This is a genomic window from Castellaniella sp. S9 (assembly GCF_027257175.1).
Classification (GTDB): Bacteria; Pseudomonadota; Gammaproteobacteria; order Burkholderiales; family Burkholderiaceae_B; genus Castellaniella.
In genome coordinates this window covers 131,125-146,398 of sequence record NZ_JAPFGD010000006.1, presented here as the reverse complement: position 1 = coordinate 146,398, position 15,274 = coordinate 131,125, and the positions used below count along the sequence as shown (strand labels likewise).

Here is a 15,274-nt window from a genome sequence, read left to right as displayed (position 1 = left end):
CGGCCCGGGCCCGCCCTCAAAAGAAGCCGAGGGCGTCGGGGCTGTAGCTGACCAGCAGGCACTTGGTCTGCTGATAGGCGTTGAGCGCCATCTTGTGGTTTTCCCGGCCGATGCCGGACTGCTTGTAGCCGCCGAAGGCGGCGTGCGCCGGATACAGGTGATAGCAGTTGGTCCAGACGCGGCCGGCCTGGATGGCGCGGCCCATCCGGTAGGCGCGTGATCCATCGCGCGTCCAGACACCCGCGCCCAGGCCGTAGAACGTGTCGTTGGCGAGTTCCACCGCCTCCTCCTCGTCCTTGAACGTCATCACCGAGGCCACCGGCCCGAAGATTTCCTCCTGGAAGACGCGCATGCTGTTCTCGCCGAACAGCAGCGTCGGCTTGACATAGAAGCCCTCGTCCAGGCCTTGGCCGGGGGCATTGCGCGCCCCGCCCGTCAGGCAGCGCGCGCCTTCCTCGCGGCCGATGTCGATGTAGCCGAGGATCTTGTCGAGCTGCGCCTGGGAGACCTGGGCCCCCACCATGGTGCCCGCATCGAGGGGATGGCCGGTCTTCATGCCCTCGACGCGCTTGACGGCCCGTTCGATGAAGCGCTCGTAGATCGATTCCTGGATGAGGATGCGCGACGGGCAGGTGCACACCTCGCCCTGATTCAGCGCGAACATGCTCAGGCCTTCGAGCGCCTTGTCGAAGTAGGCGTCGTCCTGGTCCATCACATCGGCGAAAAAGATGTTGGGGCTCTTGCCGCCGAGCTCGACCGTGCTGGGGATCAGATTGTCGGCGGCCGCATGCAGGATATGCCGCCCCGTCGGCGTGGAGCCGGTGAAGGCGATCTTGGCGATGCGCTTGCTGCCGGCAAGCGCCGCGCCGGCCTCCTTGCCGAAACCGTTGACGATATTGAGCACGCCGGGCGGCAGCAGATCGCCCACGAGTTCCATCAGGACCAGGATGGAGGCCGGGGTCTGCTCGGCCGGCTTGAGGACCACGCAGTTGCCGGCGGCCAGTGCGGGGCCGAGCTTCCAGGCCGCCATCAGCAGCGGGAAGTTCCAGGGAATGATCTGGCCCACCACGCCCATGGGCTCATGGAAATGGTAGGCGACCGTCGTCTTGTCGATTTCGGAGATGCCGCCTTCCTGGGCCCGGATGCAGCCGGCGAAATAGCGCAGGTGATCGATGGCCAGCGGCAGGTCGGCGGCCATGGTCTCGCGCAGGGGCTTGCCGTTGTCGATGGTTTCGGCCACCGCCAGCATGCGCAGGTTCTGCTCCATGCGGTCGGCCACACGCAACAGCACGCCCGCGCGTTCCGTCACGGAGGTTTCGCCCCAGGCCTTGCGGGCGGCATGCGCCGCGTCCAGCGCGGCATCGACGTCCGCGGCATCCGAGCGCGGCACCTCGCAGAACGCCTGTCCGGTGATGGGCGAGAGGTTGTCGAAATACTGACCGGCCGAGGGCGCCACCCAGCGCCCGCCGATATAGTTCTCGTAGTGCTTCTTGTAGGGGAAGCCGATGTCGATGCCAAAGTTCTGCAGATCGCTCATGTCCATAATGGGTCTCCTGTTCGAATGACCGGCCCGGGGGCCGGGGCCCGGCCGCGCCTGCGGCGGGTCGCGTCTTCATTCAAAGCAATAAGCGTGCCGGGTCTTGGGCACCAGGCGACAACGCCGGCGAAATCCCGGACCCTGCTTCCCATCGAGGGTCCCGGATGGCATACTTGTCTTGCAAAAACAAGGAATTAACTCAAAACGCGACACCGCGCTGCCGCATTCTGCGACACCCTGCTGTCGCAATCCTGGACCTGGGAGGCCCCATGCCGACACCCCCGCCCTTGAGCCTGTCGCCCCGCGCACACCAGGATCCGCTGGCCCGCATTCAACAATCCTGGGCGCGCTGCGCCCAGCTGGACCCGGCCCTGCTGGCCGATCCCAACCCGCTGGCGCGTGCCGACCTGAGCGCGCGCCGCGAGGCGAACCGGCATCTGCTGCATCATGCCGGGCCGGGGATCGGCGCCTTGGGCGCCATGGCCGGCGCGGCACGCGGCATCGTCCTGCTGACCGACCCCAGCGGCCTCATCCTGCACGAGGAAGGCTGCAAATCCTTCCTCGACAAGGCGCGGCGCGTCGCACTGCAGCCCGGTGTGAACTGGGCCGAAACCATGCGCGGCACCAACGCCATCGGCACGGCGCTGCACGACGGCAGGCCGGTGCGTGTGCACGGTTCCGAGCACTTCCTGCGCTGCAACAGCATCCTCAGCTGCCACGCGGCGCCGATCTTTTCGGCCACCGGCGACATCCTCGGCATCCTGGACCTGTCCGGTCCCGCCGACGACGTCCAGGACTACGCATTGGGCCTGGTCTGGACGTACGCCCGCCAGATCGCCGACCGCCTGCTGTGCGACACCGCCTACACCCGCCTCGAATTCGCGCCCGAGGCCGCGCGCCATGGCGAGGCCGGCCGCGCCATCCTGCTGCTGGACGACGACCGTCGCATCACCGGCGCCAATGAGGCGGCGCTGGCGGCGCTGGAGACGGACTGGGGCCTGATCGGCACCCCGGTGGACCGGTGGCTCGACGGCCAGCTCGATACGCGCGAAGGCCTCTTGCGCCGGCAGGACGGGCGGCGCATGGCCGGCCGCCTGCACGCCTCCGCCCCCGCGCCCCTTCGAGGCTCCACTGCCGCGCGCCCGGCCCGGACGGCACCCGCCGCGCACGGCCTGCCCGCGCCCGATGCGGTCAGCCGCCCCTTGCTCGAGCAGGCCGTGCGGGCCGTGGACATGGGCCTTGCCGTCCTGCTGCAAGGCGAAACCGGCACCGGCAAGGAGGTCCTGGCGCGCCATGTCCATGCGCACAGCGCCTGGCGCGCCGGCCCCTTCGTCGCCATCAACTGCGCCGCCCTGCCCGAACACTTGATCGAGTCCGAGCTGTTCGGCTACGAACCGGGCGCCTTCACCGGCGCGCGGCGCGAAGGCGCGCGCGGCCTGCTGCGCCAGGCGCAAGGCGGCGTGCTGTTCCTGGACGAGATCGGCGACATGCCGCTGGCGCTGCAGACCCGGCTGCTGCGGGTCCTGCAGGAACGCGAAGTCCAGCCCCTGGGCTCCGACAAGCGCGTACCGCTGGAATTCGGCCTGGTCAGCGCCAGCCATCAGGACCTGAAGGCACTGGTGGCGCAGGGCCGGTTTCGCGCCGACCTGTACTACCGGCTGCAGGACATGCCGATCCAGCTGCCGCCCCTGCGTAGCCGGCCCGACCTGGCCACGTACCTGGACCAGGGCTATGCCGCGCTGGGCGGCCGTTTGACGCCCGCCGCGCTGGCGCTGCTCTCGGGATTGCCATGGCCCGGCAACTACCGGGAAATGCGCAGCCTGCTCAGCCGCCTGCGCTGCCTCCATCCCGGGGCCGAGCCCGTCGACGTCCACATGCTGCCCACGGACGTGCTGGATCCGCTGCCGGCCGGCGCGGCGGCCGCGGCGCAGGACGGGGCACCGGCCGGCAGCGCCGCCCGGATGCCGGACGCCGGCGCGATGCCGGCGGCGCCCACCCTGCGCCAGATCGAACACCAGGCCATCGAGCAGGCCCTGCAGGCCTGCCAGGGCAACATCAGCCGCGCAGCCCGGCTGCTGGGCATGCACCGCAGCACGCTGCACCGCCGCCTGCGCCGCTGACGCCGGTGCCGTCCGTAGACGCGGAAAGGCCGCCCGATTGAGCGGCCTTTCTACTTTCCAGCACATGCCGAGGCAACCCGCCCCGGCGGGCCGCCGTCACTGGCTCTCGAGGAAGCTCTTGAGTTTGTCGGCGCGGCTGGGATGGCGCAGCTTGCGCAGGGCCTTGGCCTCGATCTGACGGATGCGCTCGCGCGTGACGTCGAACTGCTTGCCGACTTCCTCGAGGGTCTGGTCGGTGCTCATCTCGATGCCGAAGCGCATGCGCAGCACCTTGGCCTCGCGCGGCGTGAGCGAGTCCAGGACCTCTTTCACCACGTCGCGCATCGAGCCGTGCAGGGCCGAGTCCGAGGGCGACACCGTGCCGGTGTCCTCGATGAAGTCGCCCAGGTGGGAATCGTCGTCATCGCCGATGGGCGTTTCCATCGAGATCGGCTCCTTGGCGATCTTGAGGATCTTGCGGACCTTGTCCTCGGGCATGTCCATCTTTTGCGCCAGAGTGGCGGGATCGGGCTCGGCGCCGGTTTCCTGCAGGATCTGGCGATTGATGCGGTTCATCTTGTTGATGGTCTCGATCATGTGCACCGGGATGCGGATGGTGCGCGCCTGGTCGGCGATCGAGCGGGTGATGGCCTGCCGGATCCACCAGGTGGCGTAGGTCGAGAACTTGTAGCCGCGCCGGTATTCGAACTTGTCCACGGCCTTCATCAGACCGATGTTGCCTTCCTGGATCAGGTCGAGGAACTGCAGGCCGCGGTTGGTGTATTTTTTCGCGATGGAAATCACCAGGCGCAGGTTGGCCTCGGTCATCTCGCGCTTGGCCTTGCGGGCCTTGGCCTCGCCGGTGGCCATGCGCTTGTTGACGTCCTTGAGATCCTTGAGAGGCAGCACGACGTTGTGCTGCAGCTCGATGAGCTTTTGCTGGATCTCCTGGATGGCCGGCACGTGGCGCTCGAGCGTCTCGGAGTAGCCATGGCCCGCGGCGACTTCCTCGAGCACCCACTCCAGGTTGGTCTCGTTGCCGGGGAACACCTTGATGAAATGCGCACGCGGCATCCCTGCGCGGGTCACGCAGATGTGCATGGCGGCGCGCTCGTGCATGCGCACCTCGGCAACCTGGGCGCGCAGGGTATCGGCCAGGCGCTCGACCATCTTGGCGGTGAAGCGCACGCCCATGAGTTCGTTGAGGATGGCCTCGCGCGCGGCGATGTAGTTGGCCGACTTGTAGCCCTCGGTCTCGAAGGCGACGCGCATCTTGTCGAACCAGGCGGCGATCGTCTCGAATTTCTTGAGCGACTTGGTGCGCAGGTACTCGAGCTGCTTGCTGCTCATGCCGCCGGCCGGACCATCGTCCTCGTCGTCGCCGCTGACCCCCGAGCCCGCGTAGTCCTCGCCTTCCTCGTCGATCAGGCCGTCGACGACCTCGTCGATCTGCGCCGAGCCGTCGCGCACGCGCTGGATGTGGTCGAGGATCTCGTTGACCGTGGTCGGGCAGGCGGCAATCGCCATCACCATGTGCTTGAGCCCGTCCTCGATGCGCTTGGCGATCTCGATCTCGCCCTCGCGGGTGAGAAGCTCGACGGTGCCCATCTCGCGCATGTACATGCGGACCGGATCGGTGGTGCGGCCGAAGTCGGAATCCACCGTCGTCAGCGCGGCCTCGGCCTCGTCCTCGACATCGTCGTCGCTGGAGGCCATGGGCGCGTTGTCGCTCATCAGGAGGGTTTCGGCGTCGGGCGCCTGGTCGTAGACCGAGATCCCCATGTCGCTGAAGGTGCTGATGATGCCGTCGATCGCCTCGGCGTCGACCAGGTCGTCGGGCAGGTGGTCGTTGATCTCGCCGTAGGTCAGGTAGCCGCGGTCCTTGCCGAGCTTGATGAGGATCTTGAGGCGGTTGCGGCGGGCTTCCTGTTCCTCGGGGCTCATCTGGCTGCGCGAGGGCGCGTCCTTTTCGGCCTTGCCGCGCTTGCCGCGCTTGGGCAAGGGCTTGAGGTCGGGAATGACCTCGCCGTCACCCGCGTCGTCGTCGACGAAATCGCCGGCATCGCTATTGGCGTTCTTGGCCGGGCGGCCCGGCTTGCGGCCCGAGGGCGCCTTGGCGGCGCGCTTGGCCGCCTTGGGCGCAGCCGCGCCCTGGTCGGCCGCCGCGGCGGTCTTGCGCGCGGCCTTGGCCGTCGTGGTCTTGGCGGTCGCTGTCTTTGCGGCCGCCGTCTTGGCCGTCGTCGTCCTGGCCGCCTTCACCGCCGCCTCGAGCTCGGCGCTCGCCGCTTTGGTTTGCTTGGCTGCCGTTTTCTTGGCGGCCTGGGAGGTCTTGCCAGTTCCTTGGGTCATGAGTGCCTTTCCATAGATGCTTGCAAGGGCGCGACGCGCGCGCCCGGCCCGACCGCAATGATCGGGGCCAGCATGCCGAGCCCGGCATGCCTAAGACGCAATGACGAAAAACGCGCACGGCAGCGCCGCCCAAAAGACGGCAATCGGCGCGGGATTCGCACATTACTCATTGAAAACTCTGCATTTTACTTCACTTGCATAGAAGATTCATCCTTGTCCCGCCTTCAGCCTGGCCAAACGGCGCGACAGGGCCTGGTAGCGCCGCTGGTCGTCCTCGGTCAGCAGCCCGCCGGCGATGAGCTGGCTGCATTGGTCCTGCACCGCCTGCAGCTCGATCTGACGCAAGGCGTCGTTCCATTCGGCCTGCGGGTCGGGCAGGTCCTGCCCCAGAACCTCGCCGGACAGATCGAGCATGGCCTGTGCGAGATCGGAATCCGGATCGGCGGCCTCGATGAGCGCGCCGGCATGGGTCGCGCCCAAGGTGCTGGCCAGTTCGATCAAGTCCCGCACAAGAACCAGATGGGGGCTGCGGGCCAGAAGTTCAAGCTGCTGGTCGCCCAGCTCGGCGACCAGCTCGGGATGCGCCAGCAGCAGGCGCAGCAACCGGCGCGCCATCGGCGTGACCATGCGCGAGCCCCGACGCCCCGCGCGGGGGCGCGGCGGCTCGCCGGAGGGTGCGCGGCCCGCCGCCCGCCCCTCGATCGGGGGAAAGGCGAACGGCGACTCGTGCGCCGCGTCGGGCGCCTCGGCGCCGGTGGACCGTGCCTCGGGCGCCCCGCCGGATGGGCCCGCGCGTTCCATCGCGGCGCGCCGCGCCTCGGAGAAGTCCCGGGCGAGCTCCTCGGGCGTCAGGCGCACCCGCGCGGCCAGTTCGCGTTCCATCTGCAGGCGGAACCCCCCTTCGGGCATCTGCACGAACAGGGGGCGCGCCTCGTGCATGCACGCCGCGCGGCCCTCGGCCTCGTCCAGGTCGTGACGCAGGGCGAGCTCATCGAGCATGAAGCGCGACAAGGGAATAGCCTCGTCCAGCGTGGCACGGAATGCCTCGACCCCGTAGGTCCTGACGTAGGAATCCGGATCCTGGCCCTCGGGCAGGAACAGAAAGCGGATCGCCACGTCCTCCGCCACCCACGGCAGGCAGGCATTCAAGGCCCGCCACGCGGCCTTGCGTCCGGCCGCATCGCCGTCGAAGCCGAAGACGATGCGATCGCTGGCGCGCCGCAATTTCTGCACGTGGTTCGGCGTGGTGGACGTCCCCAGCGTCGCGACCGCATTGCGCAACCCATGCTGCGCGAGGGCCACCACGTCCATGTAGCCCTCGACCACGAGGACGCAGCCTTCTGTGTGGATGCCCGCCCGCGCCTCGTACAGGCCGTAGAGTTCCTTGCCTTTTGAGAACAGGCCGGTTTCGGGGGAGTTCAGGTATTTGGGCTCGCCGGCCTCGATCAGGCGGCCGCCGAAGCCCACCAGCGCGCCACGCGTATTGCGGATGGGAAACATCACCCGGCCGCGAAAGCGGTCGTGCCGGCGCCCGTCCTCGGACTCGACCACCAGGCCGGACTCGAGCAGGGCCGGATCCTCGTAACGCTCGAAGACGGCGGCCAGGCCGCGGCGGTCACGGCCGGCCCAGCCCAAACCGAAATGCGCGGCGATCTCGCCGCTGAGCCCTCGGCGCTTGAGATAGGCCACGGCCTCGGGCGTGTCCTTCAGGGCGCGCCGGTAGTGCGCCTGAGCCTGGTCGAGGATCTGCTGCTGGCGCGAGGCTTCCTGACGCCGCTGGCGATCCGCCTCGCGCTGCCGGGGACTGCGGGGTTCCTCGGGCACGGTCATGCCCACGCTCGCGGCCAGGCTGCGAACGGCCTCGGGAAAAGAGGCGCCGGTGTGCTCGGTCAGGAAGCGAATGGCGCTGCCGTGCGCGCCGCAACCGAAGCAGTGATAGAACTGCTTGGTGGGGCTGACGGTGAAGGAGGGGGTCTTTTCGTTGTGAAAAGGGCACAAACCCAGCAGGTTCGCGCCCCCTTTTCGTAGCTGCACATGCCGGCCGACCACGTCGGCGATGTCAATGCGCGCCAGCAGCTCCTGGACGAAAGACTCGGGGATCAATCAATAGAGGCGCGGCGGCAGTTGCTGGCTGCGGATGCGCTTGTAGTGGCGCTTGACAGCGGCGGCGCGCTTGCGCTTGCGCTCGGCGGTGGGCTTTTCGTAGAACTCGCGCGAACGCAGTTCGGTCAAGAGGCCGGTCTTTTCGATGGTGCGCTTGAAGCGGCGCAGTGCAGCCTCGAAAGGCTCGTTTTCTTTCAGGCGAACAATAGGCATGTATTTCCTTGAGCCCTTGGATAATGTGTTGGAGACGATTTGAGGTAACACGAGATTCTAGCATAAAAACCGCTGGAATCATCAGCCGCCCGTCCCCATCAGGCTTGCCTATTTCGGGTGCGCGGTGCGCAAGCCCTTGCGGATCCAGGATTCCAGCTGATGCGGACGCAGGCTGTCATAGTCCTCGAACGGTTGGTGGATCCAGGGATTGGTGGGGAGCTGTTCGACGTAGTAGTCGGGCTGGATCTGGGCGTGCCCCTTCCACCACAATACGCCGGTGCGCAATTCCGTCACGCCGGGGAACTGCCGAAGCAGATGGTCATGCACGCGGCTGAAGGTCAGGCCGGTGTCGACCATGTCGTCCAGCAGCAGGACCCGTCCGTCCAGGGTGCCGCGCGTGATCGTGATGAACTGGGCAATGTCGAGCTGGCCCTGGACGGTGCCGGCCGCCTCGCGATAGCTGCTGGTCGCCAGGATGCCCAGCGGCACGTCGAAGATGCGCGACAGCACGTCGCCCACCCGCACGCCGCCGCGCGCCAGACAGAGAATCTTGTCGAAGACCCACCCCGACTCGTGGACCTGCAGTGCCAGGCGCTCGATCAGGCCATGGTATTGCTCCCAGCTGACCCAGAGGTCGCGGTCGGTGCTCGGCGGCAGATTCATGATGGATTCCGATGGTCGATGGTCGATGACGGTCAGCCCTGGAACGGATGCCGCAGGACGATGGTTTCGAGGCGGTCGGGTCCGGTGGACACCATATCGATGGGCACGTCGCAGATCTCGGCGATGCGCTCGAGGTAGCGACGGGCGTTGACCGGAAGCTTGTCGTATTCGGTGATGCCCACCGTGGACTCGGACCAGCCCGCCATTTCCTCGAGCACGGGTTCGGCCTCGGCCGCGGCGTGCGCCCCATAGGGCAGCACGTCGAGGAATTTGCCTTTATAGCGATAGCCCACGCCGATCTTGATGTGCTCGACGCCGTCGAGCACGTCGAGCTTGGTGATGCACAGGCCGGTCACGCCATTGATCATGACCGAGCGTTTCATCGCGGCGGCGTCGAACCATCCGCAGCGGCGGGGACGGCCGGTGACCGAGCCGAATTCCTTGCCCACCGTGGCCAGGCGCAGGCCGGTGTCGTCGAGCAGTTCGGTGGGAAACGGCCCCGAGCCCACGCGCGTGGTGTAGGCCTTGGCGATGCCCAGTACATAATCCAGGATCTGTGGCCCGATCCCCGCGCCCGCCGAGGCGGTGCCGGCCACGCAATTGCTGCTGGTGACGAAGGGATACGTGCCGTGGTCGATGTCGAGCATCGAGCCCTGCGCGCCCTCGAACAGCAGGCCATGGCCCGCGCGATGCGCCACGTGCAGGCTGCTGGAGACGTCGGCGACCATGGGCTCGAGTTCGGGGGCGAGCGCCATCACCCGGTCGCGCACCTCGTCGGCCGACAGCGCCTTGGCCCCCAGGTATTGCGTCAGCACGAAATTGTGGTAATCCAGGACCTCGGCGAGCTTTTCATCGAAGATCTCGGGGTCGTACAGGTCCTGGACGCGCAGCGCACGGCGCGCGACCTTGTCCTCGTAGGCGGGGCCGATGCCGCGGCCGGTGGTGCCGATCTTGCCCTCGCCCTTGCGCGCCTCGCGCGCCTGGTCCAGCGCCACGTGATAGGGCAGGATCAGTGGGCAGGCGGCCGAAATCTGCAGGCGCGGCCGCACCTCGAGGCCGGCGGCCTCGAGTTCCTTGATTTCGGTCAGCAGCGCCTCGGGCGACAGCACCACGCCGTTGCCGATGTAGCAGGTCACGTGGGGGTGCATGATGCCCGAGGGGATCAAGCGCAGGATGGTCTTGTGGCCGTTGATCCAGAGGGTATGGCCGGCATTGTGCCCGCCCTGGAAACGCACCACCCCTTGGGCGGACTCGGCGAGCCAGTCGACGATCTTGCCTTTGCCCTCGTCACCCCACTGGGTCCCGATCACGACGATGTTCTTGCTCATATGCACCAATCAATAGGCGACGAATGACCGCCGCAGGAAACGAAGTAGTTTAAACCATTGAGCCGGATCTTCAATCCGGACGGAATCCTGGGTTTCCCTCAAATATCCTTGAGAATCCAGGCACCGCCCTCGAGAACGAGTTCGCGGTCGACGAGGAACTCGTCGAGCGGCTGCGCCTGACCGGCAGGCGTCTGGATGACGATCGCGCCTTGCGCGCGCAAAGCATCCACCGCCTCGGCAAGCGCCGCGTCGCGCCCCCATGGCGCCCGGACGGCCCGCGCGGGCCGGGCCTCGGGCAGTCCCGACGACAATTTCCGCAGGTCGAGGCTGAAGCCGGTCGCCGGACGGATCCGGCCGAACTTGCGGCCGATGCCGTCGTAGCGCCCTCCCCTGACCAAAGCGTCATGCCAGCCCTGGGCGTAGATCGAGAACACGACACCCGAGTGATAGCCGTAGCTGTCGCCCATGTCGGCCAGGTCGATGGCCAGCGCATGGTCGGGCAGCGCGGCGCACAGGCCGGCCAATTCGTCGAGTGCGGCGCGCACCGCCGGCAGCGGCGGCAGGCATTGCGTGGCCCGCTCGATCACCTCGATGCCGCCATACAGCGTGGTCAGCGTCCGCAGCGCCTCGATGCTGTCGGGGCGCGCACCCCGCTCGGCCAGCAGGGCCTCGATCCCCGGCACGTCCTTGGCGCTGAGCAGGTCGTAGATCTGGCCCGCGGCCTCGGCGAGCGCCGGATCGTCATCGACCAGCGCACGGCCTACGCCCCGATGGTTCAGGTCCAGGCGCGCCTCGCGCACGCCCGCCCGCCGCACGGACTCCATGGCGAGCTGTATGGCTTCGATATCCGCCTCGACCCCGGCATGGCCGAAGATCTCGGCACCGATCTGCAACAGTTCGCGATCCGACAGCAAGCCCGAGGGGCGCGCATGGATGACCGGCCCGCAATAGCACAAGCGCGTGATGCCCTCGCGATTGAGCAGATGGGCGTCGATGCGCGAGACCTGCAGCGTCATGTCGGCACGCACGCCCATGGTCAGGCCCGAGAGCTGGTCGACCAGTTTGCAGGTGCGCAGCCTGAGCGCCTCGTCGTCGGCGAACATCAGCGAGTCCAGGTATTCGACCATGGGCGGCGCCACGAGCTCGAAGCCGTAGGTGCGATACAGGTCGAGCAGGTCGCGACGCAGTTCCTCGATGCGGCGCGCCTCGGCAGGCAAGACGTCCGACAGGTTTTCCGGCAACAGCCAGTTCGACATCATGGCAGCGGTCCGATTCGTCCTCAACGCGCCGGCGCGGCGTCCAGCGCCCCGCCGCGGGCATCGTTCCAGAATCGGAAGAACTCGGAATCGGGGCTGAGCACCAGGGTGTTGCCCTGCTCGGCAAAGCTCGAACGGTAGGCCTCGAGGCTCTTGTAGAAGCTGTAGAACTCCTCGTTGCGCCCATAGGATTTCGCATAGATCGCCGCGGCCTGCGCATCGCCTTCGCCGCGCGTCGCCTGCGCCTCGGCATAGGCCTTGGCGAGGATCTCGAGGCGCTTGCGGTCGGCCTCGGCGCGGATGCGCTCGCTGTCGGCGGCACCGGTCGCACGCAGACGGTTGGCTTCTTGTTTGCGCTCGGCCTCCATGCGCCGATAGACCGATTCGGAAATCTCGGGGGCGAAATCGATGCGGCGCAGACGCACGTCCACCACGTCCACGCCCAGCGGCGAGGCGCGGCGCGCCACCGAGGTCTGGATTTCCTTCATGATGGTGTCGCGGTCGCTCGAGACGACCTGCTTGACCGTGCGCACGTTGACCGCCGCGTTCAGGGCATCGCGGATCTGCGCCTGCAGGCGCTCGACCGCGGCGCTGCTGTTGGCGCCGAAAGTCACGTAGTACTGACGCGGATCCGAAATGCGCCACTTGACGAACGAGTCGATCAGCAGGTTTTTCTTTTCGGCCGTCTGGATGCGCTCGGGATCGCGGGTCTCGATCGTCTGCAGGCGCTTGTCGAGGTAGACCACGTTCTCGAACGGCGGTGGATACTTGAAATACAGGCCGGGCTTGGTGATGGTCTCGCGCACCTCGCCCAGGGCGAAGAGCAGCGCGGAGTCACGTTCGCGCACAATGAACATGCACGAGGACAGCACCGCGATCACCACGAGGAGGCCGACCAGGACAGGAAAGAAACGTTGCATCGAAGGGCTCCTAGCGCGAATACGGGCTGACCATCAGCGAATCCAGGCCGGACGGCCCGGTGCCGCGCCGCGCCGCCGAACCGTTGTTCGCCGATCCGCTGGCCTGGGCGCCGGCGGCCGCCTGCGCGGGCGCCGTGTTCGCCCCCGAGCCCGAACTCGATGAGTTCGAGCCGGCCGAGGCGCCGTGCGCGGAGGTGCCGGCCGCCTGCTTCATGATCTGGTCCAGGGGCAGGTACAGCATGTTGTTGCCCACCTCGGCATCGATCATGACCTTGCTGCTGGCCGTCATGATGTCCTGCATGGTTTCCAGGTACAGGCGCTCGCGGGTGATCGACGGCGCCTTGGCGAACTCGGATTCGATGCTGTCGAAGCGCGCCGTGTTGCCCTGGGCCTGGCCCAGGATCTGGGCGCTGTAGCCTTCGGCGTCCTGGATCATGCGGGCGGCCTGGCCTTCGGCCTCGGGCACCACGCGGCTGGCATAGGCATTGCCCTCGTTGATCTGGCGCTCGCGGTCCTGCCCCGCCTTGACGGCGTCGTCGAACGCCGCCTGCACCTGTTCGGGCGGCTGGACGTTCTGGATCGCCACGGTGCTGATCTGGATGCCGGTCCGGTAGCGGTCGAGGATGCTCTGGGCCAGGGCCTGGACCTCGGAAGCCACCTCGGTACGGCCCGAATACAGCACGAAGTCCATGTGCTTGCGGCCGACGATCTCGCGCATGGCGGTTTCCGCCGCCTGCCGCACGGACTCGTCGGGCTGGCTGGTGTTGAACAGATAGGCCGGCGCCCCGTCGGGCAGCAGGCGATACTGGACCACGAACTGCACGTCGACGATGTTTTCGTCGTGCGTGAGCATGAGCGATTCCGGCAGGACCTTGTTGCGCGCCGAACCCCGGAAGCCGACCTCGAAGGTCCGCAACTGGGAGATGTTGACGTCCTGGGAGTCCTCGATCGGATACGGCATGCGCCACTGCAGGCCGGGATTGAGGGTATGGGTGTACTTGCCGAAGCGCGTCACGACCGCGACCTGGCCTTCCTGGACGATCATGAAGCCGCTGGCGAGCCACAGCAGCACCGCCACCATGAACAGGCCCAGCAGGAACTTGGGCGAGGGACCGGGCAATTGGGGCAGGCCGCCGCCACCGCCCGAAGGCGGGCCGCCGCGCCGGGAAGAACGTTTGCCCAGCAGGCCGCCCAGGCGCTTGTTGAAGTCGCGCCAGACCTCGTCCAGGTCCGGCGGCCCGCCCGACTGGCCGGGCTTTTTGCGCGAAGAATCGGGATCCTCGTTGTTGCCCCGGCCCCAGCCCGGGTCATTCAGATTGAATAATTTCATTGACCGTATCGTTTCCCGTCATTCCTGCCGACTCGGCGATCGCCTGCCGCAAACCATCCAGTCCGCTGCGTTGCAGCGCACTCACAAAGACTCGCGCAATCGTACCATGTTCGTCTCGCTCGACCCGGGGTTCATATCCCGCGGTGTCGATTTTGTTATAGACCAGGATCTGCCTGATCCCGTCGGCGCCGATCTCGTGCAGCACCTTGTTGACCTCGGCCACCTGTTCGTCGCGCTGCGGGCTGGCGGCGTCGATCACGTGCAGCAGCAGGTCCGCGTGCACGGTTTCCTCGAGGGTCGCCCGGAAGGCTGCGATCAGCGTGGTCGGCAGGTCGCGGATGAACCCCACGGTGTCGGACACCACGACCTGGCCGGCGCCCTCGATCCAGGTGCGCCGCGTGGTGGTGTCCAGGGTCGCAAAGAGCTGGTCGGCGGCGTAGGTGTCCGCGCGGGTCAGGGCGTTGAACAGCGTCGACTTGCCGGCGTTGGTATAACCGACCAGGGACACGGACAGGGTCTGTCCGCGCGCGCGCGCCCGCCGCTGGGTCAGGCGTTGGCGCTGGACCCGGACGAGGCGCTCTCGCAGGGCGCGCACGCGCATGCCGATCAGGCGGCGGTCGGTCTCGAGCTGCGACTCGCCGGGGCCGCGCACGCCGATCCCCCCGCGCTGACGCTCGAGGTGGGTCCACATCCGCGTCAAGCGTGTCGAGAGGTGCTGGAGCTGGGCGAGCTCGACCTGTAGCTTGCCCTCGTGGCTTTTGGCCCGCAGGGCAAAGATATCCAGGATGAGGCTCACGCGGTCGACCACCCTGACCTCGAGGCGGCGCTCGAGATTGCGCTGCTGGGCCGGGCTCAGGGGCTGGTCGAAGAGCACGACTTCGGCCTCGACGGCCTTGACCAGCGCCGCCGCCTCGTCGATCTTGCCCGAGCCGATGAAGCCCGCGGCGTCGGGGCGGGCGCGCCGCACCGTCAGCACCTCGAGAACCTCGGCGCCCGCCCCGCGGGCAAGCATGAGGAATTCTTCGGCATGCGCCGCGTAATCGGGTTCCCCTAGGTCGACGCTGATGACCAAAGACTTCATGGATATCTCATTAAAAGCAACGCCCGCCGGCGCGGTCCGCGCGGCGGGCGATGCGATCCGGAAGGGACGAAAGGATATCAGTCCGCCGAATCATCAACCTGGAACGCAACGGGGCGCGCCGGCACCACGGTCGAGATGGCGTGCTTGTAGACCATTTGAGTCACGGTATTGCGCAGCAGGACGACATACTGGTCGAAGGACTCGACCTGGCCCTGCAGCTTGATGCCGTTGACGAGATAGATGGATACGGGCACGTGATCCTTGCGCAAGGCGTTGAGGAAGGGATCTTGTAGTATTTGCCCTTTGTTGCTCATGGATGAGGCTCCGGTTATTTAATTTATAGTCAGGGATTCCACTGTACAGGGTTTTCCCGCATCCTGCTTGCGCAATATGCG

12 protein-coding genes are annotated in these 15,274 nt (G+C 67.2%); 1 reads left to right on the top strand and 11 read right to left on the bottom strand.

Features of this window, described 5'->3' with window-relative positions; translation table 11 throughout:
- Positions 1-16 precede the first annotated feature (16 nt).
- Entirely contained in the window at positions 17-1,543 is a 1,527-nt protein-coding gene (gene exaC, locus OOZ48_RS11565) for an acetaldehyde dehydrogenase ExaC (RefSeq protein WP_269498459.1), read from the bottom strand.
- A gap of 263 nt (positions 1,544-1,806) precedes the next feature.
- Between exaC and OOZ48_RS11560 the strand changes: the two genes are divergently transcribed.
- On the top strand, positions 1,807-3,657 hold the full coding sequence (locus OOZ48_RS11560; RefSeq protein WP_269498457.1) for a sigma-54-dependent Fis family transcriptional regulator: 1,851 nt from the start codon (positions 1,807-1,809) through the stop codon (positions 3,655-3,657).
- A gap of 96 nt (positions 3,658-3,753) precedes the next feature.
- Here the strand turns inward: OOZ48_RS11560 and rpoD are convergent, their stop codons facing one another.
- The 10 genes from rpoD to hfq form a co-directional block, all read right to left on the bottom strand.
- Positions 3,754-5,985: an RNA polymerase sigma factor RpoD gene (gene rpoD, locus OOZ48_RS11555; protein ID WP_269498455.1), complete on the bottom strand. Its 2,232-nt coding sequence runs from the start codon at positions 5,983-5,985 to the stop codon at positions 3,754-3,756.
- A 207-nt stretch (positions 5,986-6,192) separates the two neighbouring features.
- The gene (gene dnaG, locus OOZ48_RS11550; protein ID WP_269498451.1) at positions 6,193-8,088 is read right to left on the bottom strand and encodes a DNA primase; all 1,896 of its coding nucleotides are present in this window, start codon (positions 8,086-8,088) and stop codon (positions 6,193-6,195) included.
- Complete coding sequence (rpsU, locus tag OOZ48_RS11545; protein WP_043681943.1) at positions 8,089-8,301, bottom strand: 30S ribosomal protein S21; 213 nt, start codon at positions 8,299-8,301, stop codon at positions 8,089-8,091.
- A gap of 108 nt (positions 8,302-8,409) precedes the next feature.
- Positions 8,410-8,964 carry a phosphoribosyltransferase gene (locus tag OOZ48_RS11540; RefSeq protein WP_269498444.1) on the bottom strand — a complete coding sequence of 185 codons (555 nt, stop codon included), beginning with the start codon at positions 8,962-8,964 and terminating at the stop codon, positions 8,410-8,412.
- A 32-nt stretch (positions 8,965-8,996) separates the two neighbouring features.
- On the bottom strand, positions 8,997-10,292 hold the full coding sequence (locus OOZ48_RS11535; RefSeq protein ID WP_269498441.1) for an adenylosuccinate synthase: 1,296 nt from the start codon (positions 10,290-10,292) through the stop codon (positions 8,997-8,999).
- A gap of 98 nt (positions 10,293-10,390) precedes the next feature.
- Positions 10,391-11,548: an ATP phosphoribosyltransferase regulatory subunit gene (locus tag OOZ48_RS11530; RefSeq protein WP_269498690.1), complete on the bottom strand. Its 1,158-nt coding sequence runs from the start codon at positions 11,546-11,548 to the stop codon at positions 10,391-10,393.
- Positions 11,549-11,571: 23 nt separating this feature from the next.
- Positions 11,572-12,468, bottom strand: coding sequence for a protease modulator HflC (gene hflC / locus OOZ48_RS11525; RefSeq protein WP_269498439.1), 897 nt, complete (start codon positions 12,466-12,468; stop codon positions 11,572-11,574).
- A gap of 10 nt (positions 12,469-12,478) precedes the next feature.
- Positions 12,479-13,798, bottom strand: coding sequence for an FtsH protease activity modulator HflK (hflK, locus tag OOZ48_RS11520; protein ID WP_269498436.1), 1,320 nt, complete (start codon positions 13,796-13,798; stop codon positions 12,479-12,481).
- Positions 13,776-14,879 carry a GTPase HflX gene (hflX, locus tag OOZ48_RS11515; protein WP_269498435.1) on the bottom strand — a complete coding sequence of 368 codons (1,104 nt, stop codon included), beginning with the start codon at positions 14,877-14,879 and terminating at the stop codon, positions 13,776-13,778. Before hflX ends, hflK begins: the two co-directional genes overlap by 23 nt.
- 77 nt (positions 14,880-14,956) lie before the next feature.
- On the bottom strand, positions 14,957-15,193 hold the full coding sequence (gene hfq, locus OOZ48_RS11510) for an RNA chaperone Hfq (RefSeq protein ID WP_269498433.1): 237 nt from the start codon (positions 15,191-15,193) through the stop codon (positions 14,957-14,959).
- Positions 15,194-15,274: the final 81 nt, after the last annotated feature.